Source organism: Mesorhizobium sp. M6A.T.Ce.TU.016.01.1.1 (genome assembly GCF_003997065.1).
GTDB lineage: Bacteria > Pseudomonadota > Alphaproteobacteria > Rhizobiales > Rhizobiaceae > Mesorhizobium > Mesorhizobium mediterraneum.
Map to the genome: position 1 here is coordinate 567,782 of NZ_RZTJ01000002.1, position 16,658 is coordinate 584,439.

19 protein-coding genes are annotated in these 16,658 nt (G+C 63.0%); 14 read left to right on the forward strand and 5 right to left on the reverse strand.

Annotation, left to right across the window (positions count from 1 at the left end):
• Positions 1-18: 18 nt before the first annotated feature.
• Complete coding sequence (locus EOC94_RS05980) at positions 19-657, reverse strand: TetR/AcrR family transcriptional regulator (RefSeq protein ID WP_127289113.1); 639 nt, start codon at positions 655-657, stop codon at positions 19-21.
• A 161-nt stretch (positions 658-818) separates the two neighbouring features.
• On the opposite strand from EOC94_RS05980, the gene EOC94_RS05985 reads away from it, so the two are divergent.
• On the forward strand, positions 819-2,372 hold the full coding sequence (locus EOC94_RS05985; protein WP_127289115.1) for a trimethylamine methyltransferase family protein: 1,554 nt from the start codon (positions 819-821) through the stop codon (positions 2,370-2,372).
• 18 nt (positions 2,373-2,390) lie between these two features.
• On the opposite strand, the gene EOC94_RS34045 is transcribed toward EOC94_RS05985, so the two are convergent.
• From EOC94_RS34045 to EOC94_RS06000, 4 genes are all read right to left on the reverse strand, one after another.
• Positions 2,391-2,552, reverse strand: coding sequence for a hypothetical protein (locus EOC94_RS34045; protein ID WP_185928173.1), 162 nt, complete (start codon positions 2,550-2,552; stop codon positions 2,391-2,393).
• A gap of 103 nt (positions 2,553-2,655) precedes the next feature.
• Complete coding sequence (locus tag EOC94_RS05990; protein ID WP_095486545.1) at positions 2,656-3,045, reverse strand: hypothetical protein; 390 nt, start codon at positions 3,043-3,045, stop codon at positions 2,656-2,658.
• Positions 3,046-3,126: 81 nt separating this feature from the next.
• A complete protein-coding gene (gene groL, locus EOC94_RS05995) occupies positions 3,127-4,752 on the reverse strand; it encodes a chaperonin GroEL (RefSeq protein ID WP_095486546.1) in 1,626 nt (541 codons plus the stop codon).
• A 107-nt stretch (positions 4,753-4,859) separates the two neighbouring features.
• Entirely contained in the window at positions 4,860-5,198 is a 339-nt protein-coding gene (locus EOC94_RS06000) for a co-chaperone GroES (protein WP_127289117.1), read from the reverse strand.
• Positions 5,199-5,444: 246 nt separating this feature from the next.
• On the opposite strand from EOC94_RS06000, the gene EOC94_RS06005 reads away from it, so the two are divergent.
• The 13 genes from EOC94_RS06005 (at position 5,445) to EOC94_RS06065 (ending at position 16,657) form a co-directional block, all read left to right on the forward strand.
• On the forward strand, positions 5,445-5,693 hold the full coding sequence (locus EOC94_RS06005; protein ID WP_127289215.1) for a hypothetical protein: 249 nt from the start codon (positions 5,445-5,447) through the stop codon (positions 5,691-5,693).
• A 12-nt stretch (positions 5,694-5,705) separates the two neighbouring features.
• Complete coding sequence (locus EOC94_RS06010; RefSeq protein ID WP_095486549.1) at positions 5,706-5,972, forward strand: DUF1488 domain-containing protein; 267 nt, start codon at positions 5,706-5,708, stop codon at positions 5,970-5,972.
• A gap of 109 nt (positions 5,973-6,081) precedes the next feature.
• Entirely contained in the window at positions 6,082-6,492 is a 411-nt protein-coding gene (locus EOC94_RS06015) for a DUF3168 domain-containing protein (RefSeq protein WP_127289119.1), read from the forward strand.
• Between the two features lie 176 nt (positions 6,493-6,668).
• Positions 6,669-6,968: a hypothetical protein gene (locus EOC94_RS06020; RefSeq protein WP_095486551.1), complete on the forward strand. Its 300-nt coding sequence runs from the start codon at positions 6,669-6,671 to the stop codon at positions 6,966-6,968.
• A gap of 68 nt (positions 6,969-7,036) precedes the next feature.
• Positions 7,037-7,702 carry a response regulator transcription factor gene (locus EOC94_RS06025; protein ID WP_023800820.1) on the forward strand — a complete coding sequence of 222 codons (666 nt, stop codon included), beginning with the start codon at positions 7,037-7,039 and terminating at the stop codon, positions 7,700-7,702.
• A complete protein-coding gene (locus tag EOC94_RS06030; RefSeq protein WP_127204079.1) occupies positions 7,686-9,137 on the forward strand; it encodes an ATP-binding protein in 1,452 nt (483 codons plus the stop codon). The genes EOC94_RS06025 and EOC94_RS06030 overlap by 17 nt, the downstream gene beginning before the upstream one ends.
• Before the next feature lie 153 nt (positions 9,138-9,290).
• A complete protein-coding gene (locus EOC94_RS06035) occupies positions 9,291-9,731 on the forward strand; it encodes a hypothetical protein (protein ID WP_127289121.1) in 441 nt (146 codons plus the stop codon).
• 116 nt (positions 9,732-9,847) lie between these two features.
• On the forward strand, positions 9,848-10,999 hold the full coding sequence (gene ccmI, locus EOC94_RS06040; RefSeq protein ID WP_127289123.1) for a c-type cytochrome biogenesis protein CcmI: 1,152 nt from the start codon (positions 9,848-9,850) through the stop codon (positions 10,997-10,999).
• Positions 11,000-11,002: 3 nt separating this feature from the next.
• Positions 11,003-11,446: a cytochrome c maturation protein CcmE gene (gene ccmE / locus EOC94_RS06045; RefSeq protein WP_127289125.1), complete on the forward strand. Its 444-nt coding sequence runs from the start codon at positions 11,003-11,005 to the stop codon at positions 11,444-11,446.
• Positions 11,447-11,451: 5 nt separating this feature from the next.
• On the forward strand, positions 11,452-13,443 hold the full coding sequence (locus EOC94_RS06050; protein ID WP_127289127.1) for a heme lyase CcmF/NrfE family subunit: 1,992 nt from the start codon (positions 11,452-11,454) through the stop codon (positions 13,441-13,443).
• Positions 13,440-13,907: a cytochrome c-type biogenesis protein gene (locus tag EOC94_RS06055; RefSeq protein ID WP_127289129.1), complete on the forward strand. Its 468-nt coding sequence runs from the start codon at positions 13,440-13,442 to the stop codon at positions 13,905-13,907. The genes EOC94_RS06050 and EOC94_RS06055 overlap by 4 nt, the downstream gene beginning before the upstream one ends.
• 129 nt (positions 13,908-14,036) lie before the next feature.
• Positions 14,037-15,572, forward strand: a complete 1,536-nt coding sequence (locus EOC94_RS06060) for a Do family serine endopeptidase (RefSeq protein ID WP_127289131.1) — start codon at positions 14,037-14,039, stop codon at positions 15,570-15,572.
• Positions 15,573-15,982: 410 nt separating this feature from the next.
• Entirely contained in the window at positions 15,983-16,657 is a 675-nt protein-coding gene (locus EOC94_RS06065) for a response regulator transcription factor (RefSeq protein ID WP_164547000.1), read from the forward strand.
• Position 16,658: the final 1 nt, after the last annotated feature.

Below are 16,658 nucleotides of genomic sequence, written 5' to 3' on the forward strand. Positions count from 1 at the left end.
CGCGGACCCGCGTTCACATTACCGCGCCGCGACAAAGCGCATGAAATGCGCCACGTCGGCGTCGCTTGGCTCCTGGCCGGTGAAACTGCGAAGATAAGCGGCGAGATGACTGACCCTCGCCTCGACTGGCTCCTTGAGGTCGAGCACATAATAACCGATCTGCATGTAGTAGAGCACCCGGGCGCGGATGAAGGCATCCTCTTCATCATAGCCATGCCGGCGATACATGTCGCGGATCGCGCCCAGGCGGTCATTGTCGGCCTGGTCGATTGCCCGGCGCACGTCATCGGAGCGACGCGCCCATTCCCGGATGGCGAAGTCGAGCCTGGGATCGAACAGGCGCTCGTCCGCCCAGCATTCGAACACGTTCATGACACCGATGATGATGCTTTCGGCGGGCCGCTGCGCGCGTTCGACGATCGCCTTGGTGTTGGTATCCCGCCAATGGGCAAGCAACTGGTCGAGCAGATCCTGACGGCTATCGAAATACCAGTAGAAGCTTGAGCGCGAAACGCCGAGCTTCTGGCCGAGCGGCAGCACGCGCACGCTTTCGATGCCGTCTGAAATCAATGTCTGGAGCGCAAGACTGATCCAGTCCCAGCGCGTCACCTTGATGTTGCCGGGCGCCGGCTCGTCCCGCGGAGCAATCATGATCATGGCCGCACAATAGGCATGGGGGAGAGCTGCATACAACCATACTAGACACATATGTACAGTGCAAGTATCCTGCCGCCTCTAACGAACGGCCGGCGCGCGTCATCGCGGCCTCTCCCTACGATCCCCAGGGCAAGGCAATACGGCAATGAGGAGTATCCGCCATGGTCGATGACGCCGCACGCAACCTCAGGCGCGAACGCAGGCGCGGACGAACCGGCGAGGCTGGCAGCGAGAGCAGCCGCCGGCCGGACTATCGTTCGCTGAAGAACCCGTTCCTGCCGCAGCCTGTCTTTTCGGCCGACCACGTCGCCGCGATCCACGACACGGCGCTGCGCGTGCTCGAGGAACTCGGTGTCAAGGTGCTGTTGCCGGAAGCGCGTCTCATTCTTGCCCGTGCCGGCGCTTTGGTCGACGAGGACAGTCAGATGGTGCGCCTCGGCCGCGACATCGTCGCGGCGGCGCTGGCCTCGGCGCCGAAATCGATCCGGGCGCACGCCGGCGACCGTGCCCGAGACCTGATGCTCGAGCTCGGCTCGATGACGTTCCTGGCGGGATCCGGCGCGCCGAACGTCACCGATCTAGAGCGCGGCCGGCGGCCGGGGACGCTTGCCGCTTTCGAGGATCTCATTCGGCTGGTGCAGCATTTCGACGTCCTGCATATGCTGGGGCCTTGCATCGAGCCGCAGGACATCGACAACCGTTTGCGCCATTATGCCGTCAACCGGGCTCAGCTGACGCTGTCCGACAAGTTCCCGTTCATTTTCGCGCGCGGCACGCCGCAGGTCGAGGACGGGTTCGAGATGCTGCGGCTGGCGCGCGGCCTGTCCGAGGACGAATTCCGTTCGGGGGCCTATTGCTACACCGTCATCAACACCAATTCGCCGCGTCAGCTCGACATTCCGATGGCGCAAGGCATCATCGACTTTGCCAAGGCGGGGCAGGTGTTGATCATCACGCCCTTCTGCCTGGCCGGCGCCATGGCGCCGATCACGGTGGCCGGCGCGCTGACGCTGCAGCATGCCGAAGCGCTGGTCGGGCTGACGCTGGCCCAGATCGTGCGGCCAGGCGCGCCGGTCGTCTATGGTTCCTTCTCGTCCAATGTCGACATGAAATCCGGAGCGCCGGCCTTCGGCACACCGGAGCACATCAAGGCGACGCTCGGCGCCGGTCAGCTTGCGCGCTTCACCGGCCTTCCCTGGCGGTCCGGTGGCGGCAGCGCCGCCAACATTTCGGACGCGCAGGCAGCCCACGAAACCCAGTTCGCGCTGTGGGGCTCGGTGCTTGCTGGCGCCACGGTCTGCATCCATGCCGCGGGCTGGCTCGAAGGCGGGCTGAGCGTCTCCTTCGAGAAGCTGATCACCGATATCGAGGCGCTGCAGACGGTCGCCGAACTCTGCGCGGCGACGCCTGGCGACGAGGACGCGATCGGCTTCGAGGCCATCGCGGAAGTGCAGCCGGGCGGGCATTTCTTCTCGGCCGGACACACAATGGCGCGCTACCGCACCGCATTCTACGAGCCGCTGGTGGCCGACTGGTCGAATTTCGGCAACTGGACGCAGGCCGGGTCAAGAACCGCCACGGAGCGCGCCACCGGCATCTGGAAACGACTGTTGGCCGACTTCCGGCCACCGCCCTCGGCCGCTGTCACATCAGACGTCCTCGACGAATTCATAGCGCGGCGCACCGAAGAGGGCGGTGCGGCACCGGTTTCGTGAGGTGGCGGCACGCGGGCGTCACATAGGGCGTTTGTCGCCGGTCTTTTGCGGGTCGCGGCGTATCGTGCCGGTGTCAGCTTTCCTATGCTTATCGGCAAGTCTGCGAATGCGATCGAAGCGGCTTTCCTCTGCCTCTTTGGTCTTCGCCACAGCATTTGGCTTCGGGACGAACGCAATCATGGATCGATCTCCTTGCCGGCGGGCCGCGCGCCGGGGAGATGCCCCGGCGGTTTTCTTTCAGGCTCTCGTGTAGAACTCGTTTCTCTCGGAGAGGTCGATGATATCAGGCGGCGAGAGCGACCGCACAGCTTTGCGCACCCAGCCTGTCGGGCGAGGTTTTCCCGGGCATGGTCGCCCAGCCGCCCGTCTCGATGAACTGCCGCTTCTTGTAACTGTCGGTTATGGCCTTGAATTCGACAAGTTTGGCGGCCGCATCGGGTGCCGTATTGAAGCGATCGACGCAGACCGCCGAGGCCAGCTCGCCGCGCGCCACGTCGCCGGCAGTTGTCGCCAGCGCGCGTGAGGTGCCACCGGTCACCCAGCCGCCCCAGTTGAAACCGATGATCAGCGTGGCGACGACGGTTGCCGCACATGCCCACAAAAGCGTGGATTTGGCCGGCTGGTAATCTTCCCATCGACGCGCGAGAGATGGCTTGCTGCTTTGTGTGGCCACGGAACAGTTCCTTCCTGGTTGGTGTTGGGATCGGTCGCCCGGCCTTTCCGGCCGGGCGCTGCAGGCTTGTCTAGGCGATGGTCAGTAGCCCCCCATGCCGCCGCCGGCCGCAGGCGCGGCATCCTTGGCTGGAATGTCGGTGATCATGGCTTCCGCAGTGATCAGCAATGCCGCGATCGAACCGGCATCCTGGAGCGCGGTCCGCACCACCTTTGCCGGGTCGACGATGCCGACCTTGATCATGTCGACATAGATCTCGTTCTGAGCATCGAAACCCTGGTTGTGATCCTTGCTGTCCATGAGCCTGCCGACAACGATCGAACCTTCGACGCCGGAGTTCTCGGCGATCTGGCGGATCGGCGCTTCGAGCGCTCTCGACACGATCGAAATGCCCGCCGTCACATCGGCATTGGCTCCGGTCAGCCCGTTCAGCACGGCCTTGGCGCGCAGCAGAGCGACACCGCCGCCGGGAACGATCCCTTCTTCCACCGCCGCGCGCGTGGCGTTCAGCGCGTCGTCGATACGGTCCTTCTTTTCCTTGACCTCGGACTCGGTCGCACCACCGACGCGAATGACCGCGACGCCGCCGGCGAGCTTGGCTAGCCGCTCCTGCAGCTTCTCCTTATCGTAGTCGGAAGTGGTTTCCTCGATCTGCCCCTTGATCTGCTGGACACGCGCCTGAATCGTGGCCTTCTCGCCTGCACCGTCGATGATCGTCGTCGTGTCCTTCTCGATCAGCACGCGCTTTGCGCGGCCGAGCATGTCGATGGTGATGTTCTCGAGCTTGATGCCAAGGTCTTCCGAGATCATCTGGCCGGCAGTGAGCACGGCGATGTCTTCCAGCATCGCCTTGCGGCGATCACCGAAGCCCGGCGCCTTGACTGCCGCGACCTTGAGGCCACCGCGCAATTTGTTGACGACTAGCGTCGCCAGCGCTTCGCCTTCGACGTCCTCGGAGATGATCACCAGCGGTTTGCCGCTTTGCACCACGGCTTCGAGGATCGGCAGCATCGCCTGCAGATTGCCAAGCTTCTTTTCGTGGATGAGGACATAAGGGTCCTCCAGCTCGACGCGCATCTTCTCGGCATTGGTGACGAAATAGGGGCTGAGATAACCACGGTCGAACTGCATGCCCTCGACGACGTCGAGTTCGGTCTCTGCGGTCTTGGCTTCCTCGACAGTGATGACGCCGTCATTGCCGACCTTGTCCATCGCCTTGGCGATCATGGCGCCGACGGTGGCATCGCCATTGGCGGCAATGGTGCCGACCTGCGCGATTTCACCGGAAGATTTGACCTTCTTGGCGCGTGCCTGGATTTCCTTGACGACGGCGGTGACCGCAAGGTCGATGCCGCGTTTGAGGTCCATCGGGTTCATGCCCGCGGCAACGAATTTGGCGCCCTCGCGCAGGATGGAAGCGGCAAGCACCGTGGCGGTGGTGGTGCCGTCGCCGGCGAGATCGTTGGTCTTCGAGGCCACTTCGCGCACCATCTGGGCGCCCATGTTCTCGAACTTGTCGGCAAGCTCGATTTCCTTGGCCACCGTCACCCCGTCCTTGGTGATGCGCGGCGCGCCATAGGCCTTGTCGATGATGACGTTACGGCCCTTGGGACCGAGCGTCACCTTGACGGCGTTGTTGAGGATTTCGACACCGCGCAGCATCCGGTCACGCGCATCGGTGGAGAATTTGATTTCCTTGGCAGACATGTTTTTTCGTCCCGTTCAATTGGTTGTGGCAAGGCGCTGGCAGCACCCGCCTGAATCAAAAACTTGGAGCATCCTCTGCGCGTCCAAGAGGACGCGCGGCGCTCCAATCAGGCGGCTTTCTTGGCAGCCACGATCTTGTCGGTGATGCCCATCTCGCTCTTGTCGATGATGCCCATGATGTCGGCCTCCTTCATGATCAGAAGGTCCTCACCGTCTATCTTGACTTCGGTTCCCGACCATTTGCCGAACAGGATGAGGTCGCCGGCATTGACATCGAGTGCGATCAGCGCGCCGCTTTCGTCCCGCGCGCCTGGCCCGACGGCGATCACTTCACCTTCCTGCGGCTTTTCCTTGGCATTGTCGGGGATGATGATGCCGCCCTTGGATTTGGTATCGCTTTCGGCGCGCCGAATAACGACGCGATCGTGGAGTGGCCGGAATTTCATGGGAACTTCTTTCTGGGGCCGGCTTAGGCGGCCACGCCCTTGTATAGGCGTTTTGGCACTCGATAGATAGGAGTGCCAAAAAATATTAGTCATTTATCGGAAACTATTGACAGTATTATTTGGCAGTTTCATTCCCATGAATTCGATGAGCATAAAATAATCCTGGAATTGATTTTTTCTATCCGAGTACCTATTTTAGATGAGAAACTCACTTTCATAATCTCAGTCAAGAAGGAGATTTTATCGATGGCGGAATACAGTCAGAATATAATGGAAAAAGCTGAGGCGCGCTTCATGGAAAAGCAGAAGAAAACCGCGGAGCGAAACCAGGCAACGGCCGAATATGTTTCGGAAGCCAAGGCCAGGATCATCAAGACGGCAAGGCTGCGGGCGCTGCGGCTGGCCAAGGAAGAGGCCGACCGCGCCGCGGAGGCCCTCAATCCCGTCGCCCCCAAGAAAAAGCGGGCGGCAGTCAAGAAGGCGGGGGCCGCTTAACGGCGTCAAGTCATGAGCCTGACATTTCCAAACCAAAGCCGCAGCTACGACGAAGCGAGCCGACGGATCCGCTTCGTCGGCTATGACGGCATGTCCCAGATTTCTTTCTTTGTCGATGCAGATGCCATCTCGACGGCACCGTCGGGGACGGCGACAGCCGAAGCCACATATCTCGCCGCCTTCGATGCGGCTGTCGGTCCCATACATGACGTCGCAAGGAATGCTTATGCCCGTACCGGCAAGAGCATGTACGTGCTGACCGCAGCCGATTTTCGATAAATCCCGACCGTCCCGTGATCTGGCGCCAGAACGTCAACGCGGCTACGCTGCAAGCAGGAATCGCTGACGGTGAAGGCCTGTTCAGTCGTGACGGGCGAGGGAGAAGACGATGACCGCGCCGGCGGCCGCGCTGCAGAAGGCCTTGTTCGAAACGCTGAACGGTGACGGTTCCCTGTCAGCGGCATTGGGCGGCGCTAAACTGTTCGACCATGCCCCGGAAAATGTCCCGTTTCCCTATGTCACCTTCGGCCGGACCAGCGTCTACGACTGGACAACGGGCATGGAGAACGACGCCGAGCAGCTTTTCACGCTGCATTTCTGGTCGAAGTCCGAGGCCAGGAAAGAAATGCTCGATGTGATGGACATGGTCAGCGCCCGGCTGCAGGATGCGGCGCTCGCGCTCGACGAGCATCACCGCCTCAATCTCAGGCTCGAATTCACCGAGGGCCGTTACGACGAGGACCTTTCGGCCTATCACGGGCTGCTGCGCTTTCGCGCCGTGACGGAAGAAAACGCCTGACGCGCTTTCAATATGGCTGCAACACAGTCTAGACTGGCGCTTCGATGAATTTTGCCGGGTTGGGGCGGCGAAATCATAAGGTCGGTTGTCTCGCGTTTCAGGGGGTGGGATAGGCATGTGTTGCAGGCGTCCACTGTTCATTTCACGTTCAGCACCGATGCGTTAGAACGCTGACCATGAAAACGCTTCGTTCCCACTTCCGAACCGCGACATTGGCGCTATCAGCGGCCGCTCTGTTCGCGTCGCAGGCGACGGCGCTGCCGGTCGTCGTGCCCGAGCAGAACCGGCCGGTCGTCCTGGCTGCCTCCGACTGCTACGCGATCGGTCAGCAGGTCGCCGAGCAGAATGGCGGCACGCTGGCCAAGGCATCGCAGTCGACGCGCGGTGGCCAGCCGGTCTGCGTCATCGTCGTGCTGGTTCCAGGCAAGGATGGACAGCGCCCGCGCCGCACCGAGATCGTCGTTCCGCAGAATTGACCCGCCGTTTCCCAGCGTGCCGGAATCGGCCTATATCTGATCAATTCTTCAACAGGTGTTGATCCAGCATGCGCGTACTGGTCGTCGAAGATGACAAGGATCTCAACCGGCAGATATCAGACGCGTTGGTCGATGCCGGCTATGTCGTCGACCGGGCCTTCGACGGTGAGGAAGGGCATTTCCTTGGCGATACCGAACCCTATGACGCCGTGGTGCTCGACATCGGCTTGCCGCAGATGGACGGCATCAGTGTGGTTGAGCGCTGGCGGCGCGGCGGCCGCAAGATGCCGGTCCTGATTCTGACGGCGCGTGATCGCTGGAGCGACAAGGTATCCGGCATCGACGCCGGCGCCGACGATTACGTCACCAAGCCGTTCCACATCGAAGAGGTGCTGGCCAGGGTTCGCGCGCTCATCCGGCGCGCGGCCGGCCATGCGTCGTCCGAGTTGACCTGCGGGCCGTTGCGGCTCGACACCAAGGCCTCCAAGGCCGATGTCGACGGCGTGCCGCTGAAGCTGACGTCGCATGAATTCCGCCTGCTTGCCTATTTGATGCACCATATGGGCGAGGTCGTGTCCCGCACCGAGCTGGTCGAGCATCTTTACGATCAGGATTTCGACCGCGATTCCAACACAATCGAGGTCTTTGTCGGGCGGCTTCGCAAGAAGATGGGCATCGACATGATAGAAACCGTTCGCGGCATGGGCTATCGAATGCGTGAGCCGGAGGCGTAAGGCGGAACCGCTCAAACAGACTGCAAGAACGCCGCTTTCGCTGCGGTTCTGGCCGCGTTCGCTGGCGTTCCGGGTGATCGCCTTTTCCACGGTCTGGGCGATACTCACCCTGGTCGTTATCTTCACGCTGATCACGACGCTCTATCGCCAGGCGAGTGAGCGCGGTTTCGACAGCTTGCTGTCGGCGCATCTGTTCAACCTGATCGGCTCGGTCGGCGTGTCCGAAGGCGGTTCGTTGACCGGCGCTCCCGACCTTGGCGATCTCCGGTTCTCGGAGCCGAATTCCGGCTGGTACTGGTCGGTGGAGCCTGCGTCGGAAGGCGTGCGCGGCGATCTGCACTCCTCCTCGATGACCAAGACGATCCCGTCGCCAAGCGTCGCCGAGGTTCCCTTCAATGCCAGCTTCCAGCGCAGCTATGCCACCGAAGGCATCAATGGCGAGGAGCTGGAAGTGTTCGAGAGCGAATTCGTTCTCGACGCGAAAAATCGCGCGGCGCGCTTCCGTGTCATGGGCAACCAGACCGAGCTCGAGCAGGAGATAGGCGCCTTTCAGCGTCGCCTTCTGACCTATCTTTCCCTGTTCGGCGTCGGCATGATCGCCATCAACGCCATCGCCATCCTGCTGGGCCTGCAGCCATTGCGCCGGGTCAGGAACGCTCTCGCCATGGTGCGGGAAGGAACCGCGCAAAGGCTAGACGGCCGCTTCCCGGCCGAGATCGAGCCGCTTGCCAACGAGACCAACGCGCTGATCGAAAACAACAAGCGTATCGTCGAGCGCTCGCGCACGCAGGTCGGCAACCTCGCCCATTCGCTGAAGACGCCGCTGGCGGTGCTGATCAACGAGGGGCGGGCGCTTGGCGGCGCCAAGGGCAAGCTCATAGCCGAGCAGGCCGCCTCGATGCAGAAGCAGGTTGACCACTATCTGCAGCGCGCCCGCGTCGCGGCGCAACGCGACAGCGTCGTCTACCGTACGCCGGTGGCGCCGCTGGTCCAGCGCATGGTGCGCGTGCTGCAAAAACTCAACCCGCAGACCGCTCTCTCGCTTTCGCTGCCGGCAGTCGATATCGTTTTTGCCGGCGAACGCGAGGATCTGGAAGAATTGCTTGGCAATTTGCTCGACAACGCCATGAAATGGGCAAAGAGCGCGGTCGCCGTGTCGGTGGCACCAATCTCCGACAAGACGAGTGGCGCCGGCAAGGAGGGTGCCGTCAATCTGTTCGAGATCAGCATTGAGGATGACGGCCCGGGCATTCCCGAAGACAAGGCGCGCGAGGCGCTGAGGCGCGGACGGCGGCTCGACGAGACCAAGCCGGGGACCGGGCTTGGACTTGCCATTGTCGCCGACCTCGTCAATGAGTATGGAGGCGTTCTGGCTCTGGAACGGTCCGGCATGGGCGGGTTGAAGGCAGTGGTTCGATTGCGGAGCCTTCAATGATGCTTGATCGACGGTGCGTGATATGGCGGCATGTCGATTGGTCCCGGAGCGTCGGCCGCGGCCAAATTTCGGACAAACATCAACACTAATGGCCACACCGACTTCCCCGATGGCGCGGCTCCCAGCTCTAACTCAAGAAAACCGGTTGTTGGCATGAAGATTCGCGTCGCGCTCGTTTCCGCACTGCTGGCCGTTTCCGGCTGCACGACGCTGGGCAACAGCCCAGCCCCCACGGTGGCGCCGCAGCCTGCCGCCACGCCGCCAACTGACGGCAAGATCGCGACGACGATCATTTCCGCCATGGGCGGCGGCCTCGTCAGCGGATCGATCGGTGCCGGCTTGAAGGAATCCGAGAAGCGCAAGGCGCTGGAGGCGGAATACAAGGCGCTCGAGTACACGGCGAGTGGCCAGAAGGTGACGTGGAAGAGCGATCGGTCGGCGCATTATGGCGAGGTTGTCGCCGCCCAGCCCTATCGTGTCGGCTCGCAGGACTGCCGGCAATACACCCATACGGTCTTTACCGGCGCCGCCGGCGCCACCGCGCGCGGAACCGCTTGCCGCAACGCCGATGGCAGCTGGACGCCGCTGACGTAACGACTGGGCGGATAGGTCCGGTTGACATCAATCAAGCACATGCGACGCACGTGCCGTCAAAGCGTCGCAGGATGCCTGTGTTGGCAGGGCAGGGCTCTGCCGTTATTGGAAGAAGCATGCTGTTCTGGGTCATAGCTGCCATTCTCACGCTGGGTGCAAGCCTGGCGGTTCTGCTGCCGCTGGCCGGCGGCCTGAAGGATGGTTCGGCGAGCAGCGATCATGACCTTGAAGTCTATCGCGATCAGCTGTCGGAGCTTGACCGGGACGTGGCGCGCGGCCTGATCCAGCCAGCGGAGGCCGAAGAGGCGCGTGCCGAAATCGCTCGCCGCATCCTTCGCCTGGACAATGCCGGAGCCGGGGCCGATCCGGCCGACAAGGCAGCGGCGCGGCAGCCGTCGATGGCGACCAGGCTGGTTGCGACGGCCGCGGTCCTGGTGGTTCCGCTGGTCAGTTGGGGCTTGTACAGCCAGTTGGGCTCGCCCGATCTGCCGTCGCAGCCGCTCAGCGAGCGGCTGGCCAAGAATCCCGCCGACAGTTCGGTGGACGAGCTGGTGGCACGCGCCGAGGCTCACCTTGCCGCCAATCCGTCCGATGGCAGGGGTTGGGACGTTCTGGCGCCCATCTATCTGCGCATGCAGCGCTTCGCCGATGCGGTGACGGCCTATCGCAACGCCATTCGCCTCGACGGTGACAGCGCCGCCCGCCAGGCAGGCCTCGGCGAGGCGATCGCCAATGCAGCGGGCGGCATTGTTTCGTCCGACGCTCAGGTCGCTTTCGAGGCGGCGCTGAAGCTCGATCCGGCAAATCCGAAGGCGAGCTTTTATCTGGCGATGGGCATGGCGCAGGAAGGCCGCATTGAGGAGGCGACAGCTGGCTGGCAGAAAATGCTAGCGGCCTTGCCGCAGGACTCAGCCTGGCGCGGCGCCGTCGAGCAGGCACTGGCCGAATCCGCCAAGCGGAGCGTCGCTTCGGGAGAGCCTGCGAAGGGCCCGGGCGCCGGGGATGTCGATGCCGCCTCGTCGATGTCGCCGCAGGACAGAGAAGCGATGATCAACACCATGGTTGCGGGACTTGATGAAAAACTTCGTCAAAACCCGCGCGATGCGGAAGGATGGATGCAGCTTATTCGTTCCTATGTCGTGCTGGGCAAGGCCGATCAGGCACGCGACGCGCTCAATCGCGGTATCGCCGTTTTTGGCTCCGATAGTGAGGAAGCGAAGAAATTCACCGCCTTTGCCGTCTCGCTTGGCCTGACGGCGACGGAGTAAAACATGACGCGCAAGCAGAAAAGACTGTCGGTGATCGCCGGAGGGTTGGCCTTTCTCGGTGCCGCCACCGGTCTGACCTTCTACGCGCTCGGCCAGAAGGCCTCCTACTTCTACATGCCCGCCGATCTGACCACCGCCAGCCTGAAGCCCGGGCAGCGTATCAGGCTCGGCGGCCTCGTCGAAAAAGGCACGATCGAGCGCGGCCAGGGGGCCACTGTCGCCTTTTCGGTGACCGACAATCAGAAGCAGGTGAAAGTCACCTACACCGGCATTCTTCCCGACCTTTTCCGCGAGGAGCAGGGCGTCATCACTGAAGGCACGTTTCGCCCGGACGGCGTCTTCGTCGCCGACAGCGTGTTGGCCAAGCACGACGAGAACTACATGCCCAAGGAGGTGGCCGACGGTCTCAAGGCCAAGGGCGTGTGGCAGGAGAGCAAGAGTGAGTAACAGCCTTGGTTGAAACCGGACATTTCGCGCTGGTCCTGGCGTTTGCGCTGGCCTTGGTGCAGACGCTGGTACCGCTGTTCGGCGCGCGCATGAACAACCAGAAGATGATGGCCGTCGGCGGTCCGGTCGCGGTGACCGGCTTCGCCTTGACCGCTCTGTCCTTCGCGGCGCTGGCGATAGCCTATGCAACGTCCGATTTTTCGGTGGCCAATGTCTGGGACAACTCGCATTCGCTGCAGCCGCTGATCTACAAGATCACCGGCACCTGGGGCAATCACGAAGGCTCGATGCTGCTCTGGGTGCTGATCCTGACCTTCTTCGGCGCGCTCGTCGCTGCTTTCGGCAGCAATCTTCCTGCGACGCTTCGAGCCAATGTGCTGGCCGTGCAAGGGGCGATCGGCGCCACTTTCTTCCTGTTCATCCTGGCGACGTCCAACCCGTTCGCCAGGATGAATCCGGCGCCGATCGAGGGCCGCGATCTCAATCCGATCCTGCAGGATCTCGGTCTCGCCATCCATCCGCCGCTGCTCTATCTCGGCTATGTCGGCTTCTCGATCTGCTTTTCCTTCTCGGTCGCCGCCCTCATCGAAGGCCGCATCGACGCGTCCTGGGCGCGCTGGGTGCGGCCATGGACGCTAGTCGCTTGGATGTTCCTGACAGGCGGCATCGCCATGGGCTCCTACTGGGCCTATTACGAACTTGGCTGGGGTGGCTTCTGGTTCTGGGATCCGGTCGAGAACGCCTCCTTCATGCCATGGCTGGCGGGCACGGCGCTGCTCCATTCGGCGATCGTCATGGAAAAGCGCTCGGCCCTGAAGATATGGACGCTGCTGCTGGCGATCCTGACCTTCTCGCTGTCGCTGCTCGGCACCTTCCTGGTGCGCTCCGGCGTGCTCACTTCCGTTCACGCCTTTGCCACCGATCCGTCGCGCGGCGTGTTCATCCTCTGCATCCTGACACTGTTCATCGGCGGATCGCTGGCGCTGTTCGCCTTTCGCGCCTCCAGGCTGACGGCCGGCGGCCTGTTTCATCCGATCTCGCGCGAAGGGGCGCTGGTCCTCAACAATCTGTTCTTGACCACGGCCACCGCCACCGTGCTGATCGGCACGCTTTATCCGCTGGCGGTCGAGGCCGTTTCAGCCGACAAGATTTCGGTCGGCGCGCCGTTCTTCAACCTGACATTCGGCCCGCTGATGGTGCCGCTTCTGGTCGTGGTCCCGTTCGGGCCGCTGCTGGCCTGGAAGCGCGGCGACATCTTCGCCGTCGCCCAGCGCCTGATGGTCGCCTTCGCCGCAGCGCTTCTGGCCGTGCTGGTGACGGCCTTGTTCATCGACGGCGCGTCGGTGTTCGCAGCACTTGGCGTCGGCCTGGCCTTTTGGCTGATCTGCGGCGCGCTCACCGATATTGCCGTCAAATCCGGCTTTGGCACTGTCGCGCCCGGCACCATGTTCAGGCGCTTCGCCGGCCTGCCGCGTTCGGTCTTCGGCACCGCGCTCGCCCATCTCGGCCTCGGGCTGACGACGCTGGGCATCGTCGGCACGCTTTGCTTCGGCACCGAGAAGATATTGTCGATGCATGCTGGCGAGACCGTGCAACTGTCCGGCCACACGCTGCGTTTCGAAGGGCTCTATCCCGCCCAGGGGCCTAACTACAGCGAGGATCGTGGCCGCTTTGCCCTGCTCGACGCCGATGGAAGCACAACCGCCATAATCACCTCATCCAAGCGCTCCTATCCGGTCCGACAGATGACGACGACCGAGTCCGGTATCAAGACGATTGGGTTCAGCCAGCTCTACCTCTCGCTTGGCGACGAAGGGACCGACGGCTCCGTCGTGGTGCGGCTTTGGTGGAAGCCGCTGGTGACGCTGATCTGGGGGGGCAGCCTGGTCATGATGGCAGGTGCTGCGATGTCGCTCATGGACCGGCGCCTGCGCGTCGGGGCACCGTCGCGCCGCCGCAAGTCGACCGGCGCAGTGCCTTCCGCGAGCCTGCCATGACCGCAAGATTTTCACTGGCCTCGCTGATCCTGTTGCTGACGCTGTTGTTTGCCGGCGCCGCACTTGCGGTGAAGCCCGACGAGGTTCTGGCCGACCCGGCGCTCGAGACGCGGGCGCGGGCGCTTTCGGAAGAGCTGCGCTGCATGGTTTGCCAGAACCAGTCGATCGATGAATCCGATGCAGACCTTGCCCGCGATCTGCGCGTGCTGGTGCGCCAGCGCCTCGTCGCCGGCGACACCGACCAGCAGGTGATAGACTATATTGTTTCCCGCTACGGCGAGTTCGTGCTGTTGAAACCGCGCTTCAGCCTGCGCAATGCTTTACTCTGGGGCACGCCGATCCTTCTGCTCCTTGCCGGCGGGATTTTCATCGTGCTGACCGCCCGCTCACGCCGCTCGGCGCCAACCAACGCGTTGACCGCCGAGGAACAGGCGGAGCTGGACACTATTTTGCACCGGGACTGAAGGCGGCGGCCACCCGCAAACATTACGAAAGTTTCATGCACCGGAAATGGCGCCGTAATGTGCGCCCCTCTATTTCTCTTGCCCGAGGATGCCGACCGAAGCGCATCCCTTGAAGAGGATACGAGACCCATGAATATTGCCCCCAGTTCATATCCCCGCACCCGCAAACGCCTGATGGCTGCCGCAGCTTCAGTGGCCATTGCCGGCGCGATCGGCTTCGGCGCGGTTGCCACCGTGACAGCCCCGGTCCTGGCCGAGGCCGTGCGTGTCGAGGCGCCGCAGGTCCCGAGCTTCGCCGATGTGGTCGAGCGCGTTTCGCCGGCGGTCGTCAGTGTACGCGTCAAAGCCAAGATAGAATCGACCGCCGCCGACGGCTCCGACCTGCCCGACGGCTTCGGCAATCTTCCCGACGATCCGCAATTGCGCCGCTTCTTCAGGGAGTTCCGTGGCTTTGGCGATCAGGGGGGCCAGGATGGAATGCGGCGCTTCGGACGCCGTGATCAGAACCGCCAGCCGCGCCCGGTCGCCCAGGGGTCCGGTTTCTTCATCTCCGAGGATGGCTACCTCGTCACCAACAACCATGTCGTCGGGGACGGCTCGTCCTTCACGGTGGTGATGCATGACGGCAAGGAACTCGACGCCAAGCTGGTCGGCACAGACCCGCGCACCGATCTCGCGGTGCTCAAGGTCGAAGGCGACGGCAAGTTCACCTATGTCGACTTCGCCGATGATTCCAAGGTTCGCGTCGGCGACTGGGTCGTGGCCGTCGGCAATCCGTTCGGCCTCGGCGGCACGGTCACCGCCGGCATCGTCTCGGCCCGTGGCCGCGATATCGGCGCCGGCCCCTATGACGACTTCATCCAGATCGACGCCTCGGTGAACCGCGGCAATTCGGGCGGCCCGACTTTCAACCTCAACGGCCAGGTCGTCGGCATCAACACCGCGATCTTCTCGCCGTCCGGCGGCAGCGTCGGTATCGCCTTCGACATTCCTGCCTCGACGGCAAAGGCTGTCGTGCAGGATCTGATGAAGGACGGCACCGTCCAGCGCGGCTGGCTCGGCGTCGAGATCCAGCCGGTCACCTCCGAAATCGCCGAATCGCTGGGGCTGAACTCCGACAAGGGCGCGCTCGTCTCCAGCGCCCAGGACGATGGTCCCGGCAAGAAGGCCGGTATCACAGCTGGCGACGTCATCACTCAGGTGGACGGCAAGGACGTCTCTTCGCCGAAGGAGCTCGCCCGCCTGATCGGCGCCTACCAGCCCGGCAAGCCGGTCGACGTCACGGTGTGGCGTGACGGCAAGAGTGCGACCGTCAAGGTCGATCTCGGCACGCTGCCTTCAAGCGACAAGGAGGCTTCGGCCGACCAGCAGCCTTCCGCTCCGCCAAAGGCCGACACGCTGGCCGATCTCGGCCTCACCGTCACCAGATCCGACGATGGCAAAGGGCTTGTGGTGACCGATGTCGACCCCGACAGCGATGCCGCCGATCGCGGCATCCAGCCGGGCGACGTCATCACCTCGGTCAATTCGACGGAGGTCAATGGCACCGACGATGTCGCCAAGGCGATGGCCGACGCGGTGAAGTCGGGCCGGAAGGCGGTGCTGATGCAGATCACCCGCGACGATAGCAACCGCTTCGTCGCGCTGCCTGTCGCCAAGGGCTGACGTTCCAGACTTTTCCGGTGCGGCGGTTTTCAACACCCCCCGAGCCGCCGCACCGGAAAGCACGGGGCCTGAATACGTTAGTCAGTCAGTCATCGTGTTCCCCAGCGGCAGCGGACTCCCATCGCCCGCTGCCGCTCGAACAGAGCATGACGGCATGCTCAAACACGAAGCATGTCGCCCAAAAGTGTGAAGCGGTTTTGGGATGACGACATGCTCAAACAACGAAGCATGTCGCCCAAAAGCCCGCCTCGGTCTTGATCCGAGGGTGCCGGTGGCTTTGGGACAACGACATTCCAAAACAAAGACTTACGGCGTATCCTTGAATCACTTTGTTCGCGATACGCTCTGGTGAGGCCACGATGCATATGCCGGCCACTCAATCTTCCAGCGAAATCGCGTATAACGGTCCCATGAAGATTCTCGTCATAGAAGACGATCGCGAAGCGGCCGATTACCTCCAGAAAGCCTTCACTGAGGCCGGACACACCGCCCATGTCGCCGGCGATGGCGAAACCGGCTTCGCGCTCGCTGATTCCGGCGACTATGACGTGATGGTCGTCGACCGCATGTTGCCGCGCCGCGACGGCCTGTCGGTCATCGCCGGTCTGAGATCAAGAGGCAACACGACGCCGGTGCTGATCCTGTCGGCACTCGGCGAAGTCGACGACCGGGTCACCGGCTTGCGCGCCGGCGGCGACGACTATCTGACCAAGCCCTATGCCTTTTCCGAGCTTCTGGCCCGGGTCGAGGTGCTGAACCGCCGCGCCAGCGCCAGGGAAGCCGAAACCGTCTACCGGGTTGGCGATCTCGAGCTCGACAGGCTCTCGCATTCGGTGCGGCGCGCGGCGCGCGAGATCACGCTGCAGCCGCGCGAGTTCCGGCTTCTGGAGTATCTGATGCGCCATGCCGGCCAGGTGGTGACGCGCACCATGCTGCTGGAGAATGTCTGGGACTACCATTTCGATCCGCAGACCAACGTCATCGACGTTCACGTCTCGCGGCTGCGCGGCAAGATCGAGAAGGGCTTCGACAAGCCGATCCTGCACACGGTTCGTGGCGCCGGCTATATGCTCAAGAGCGGGTAGC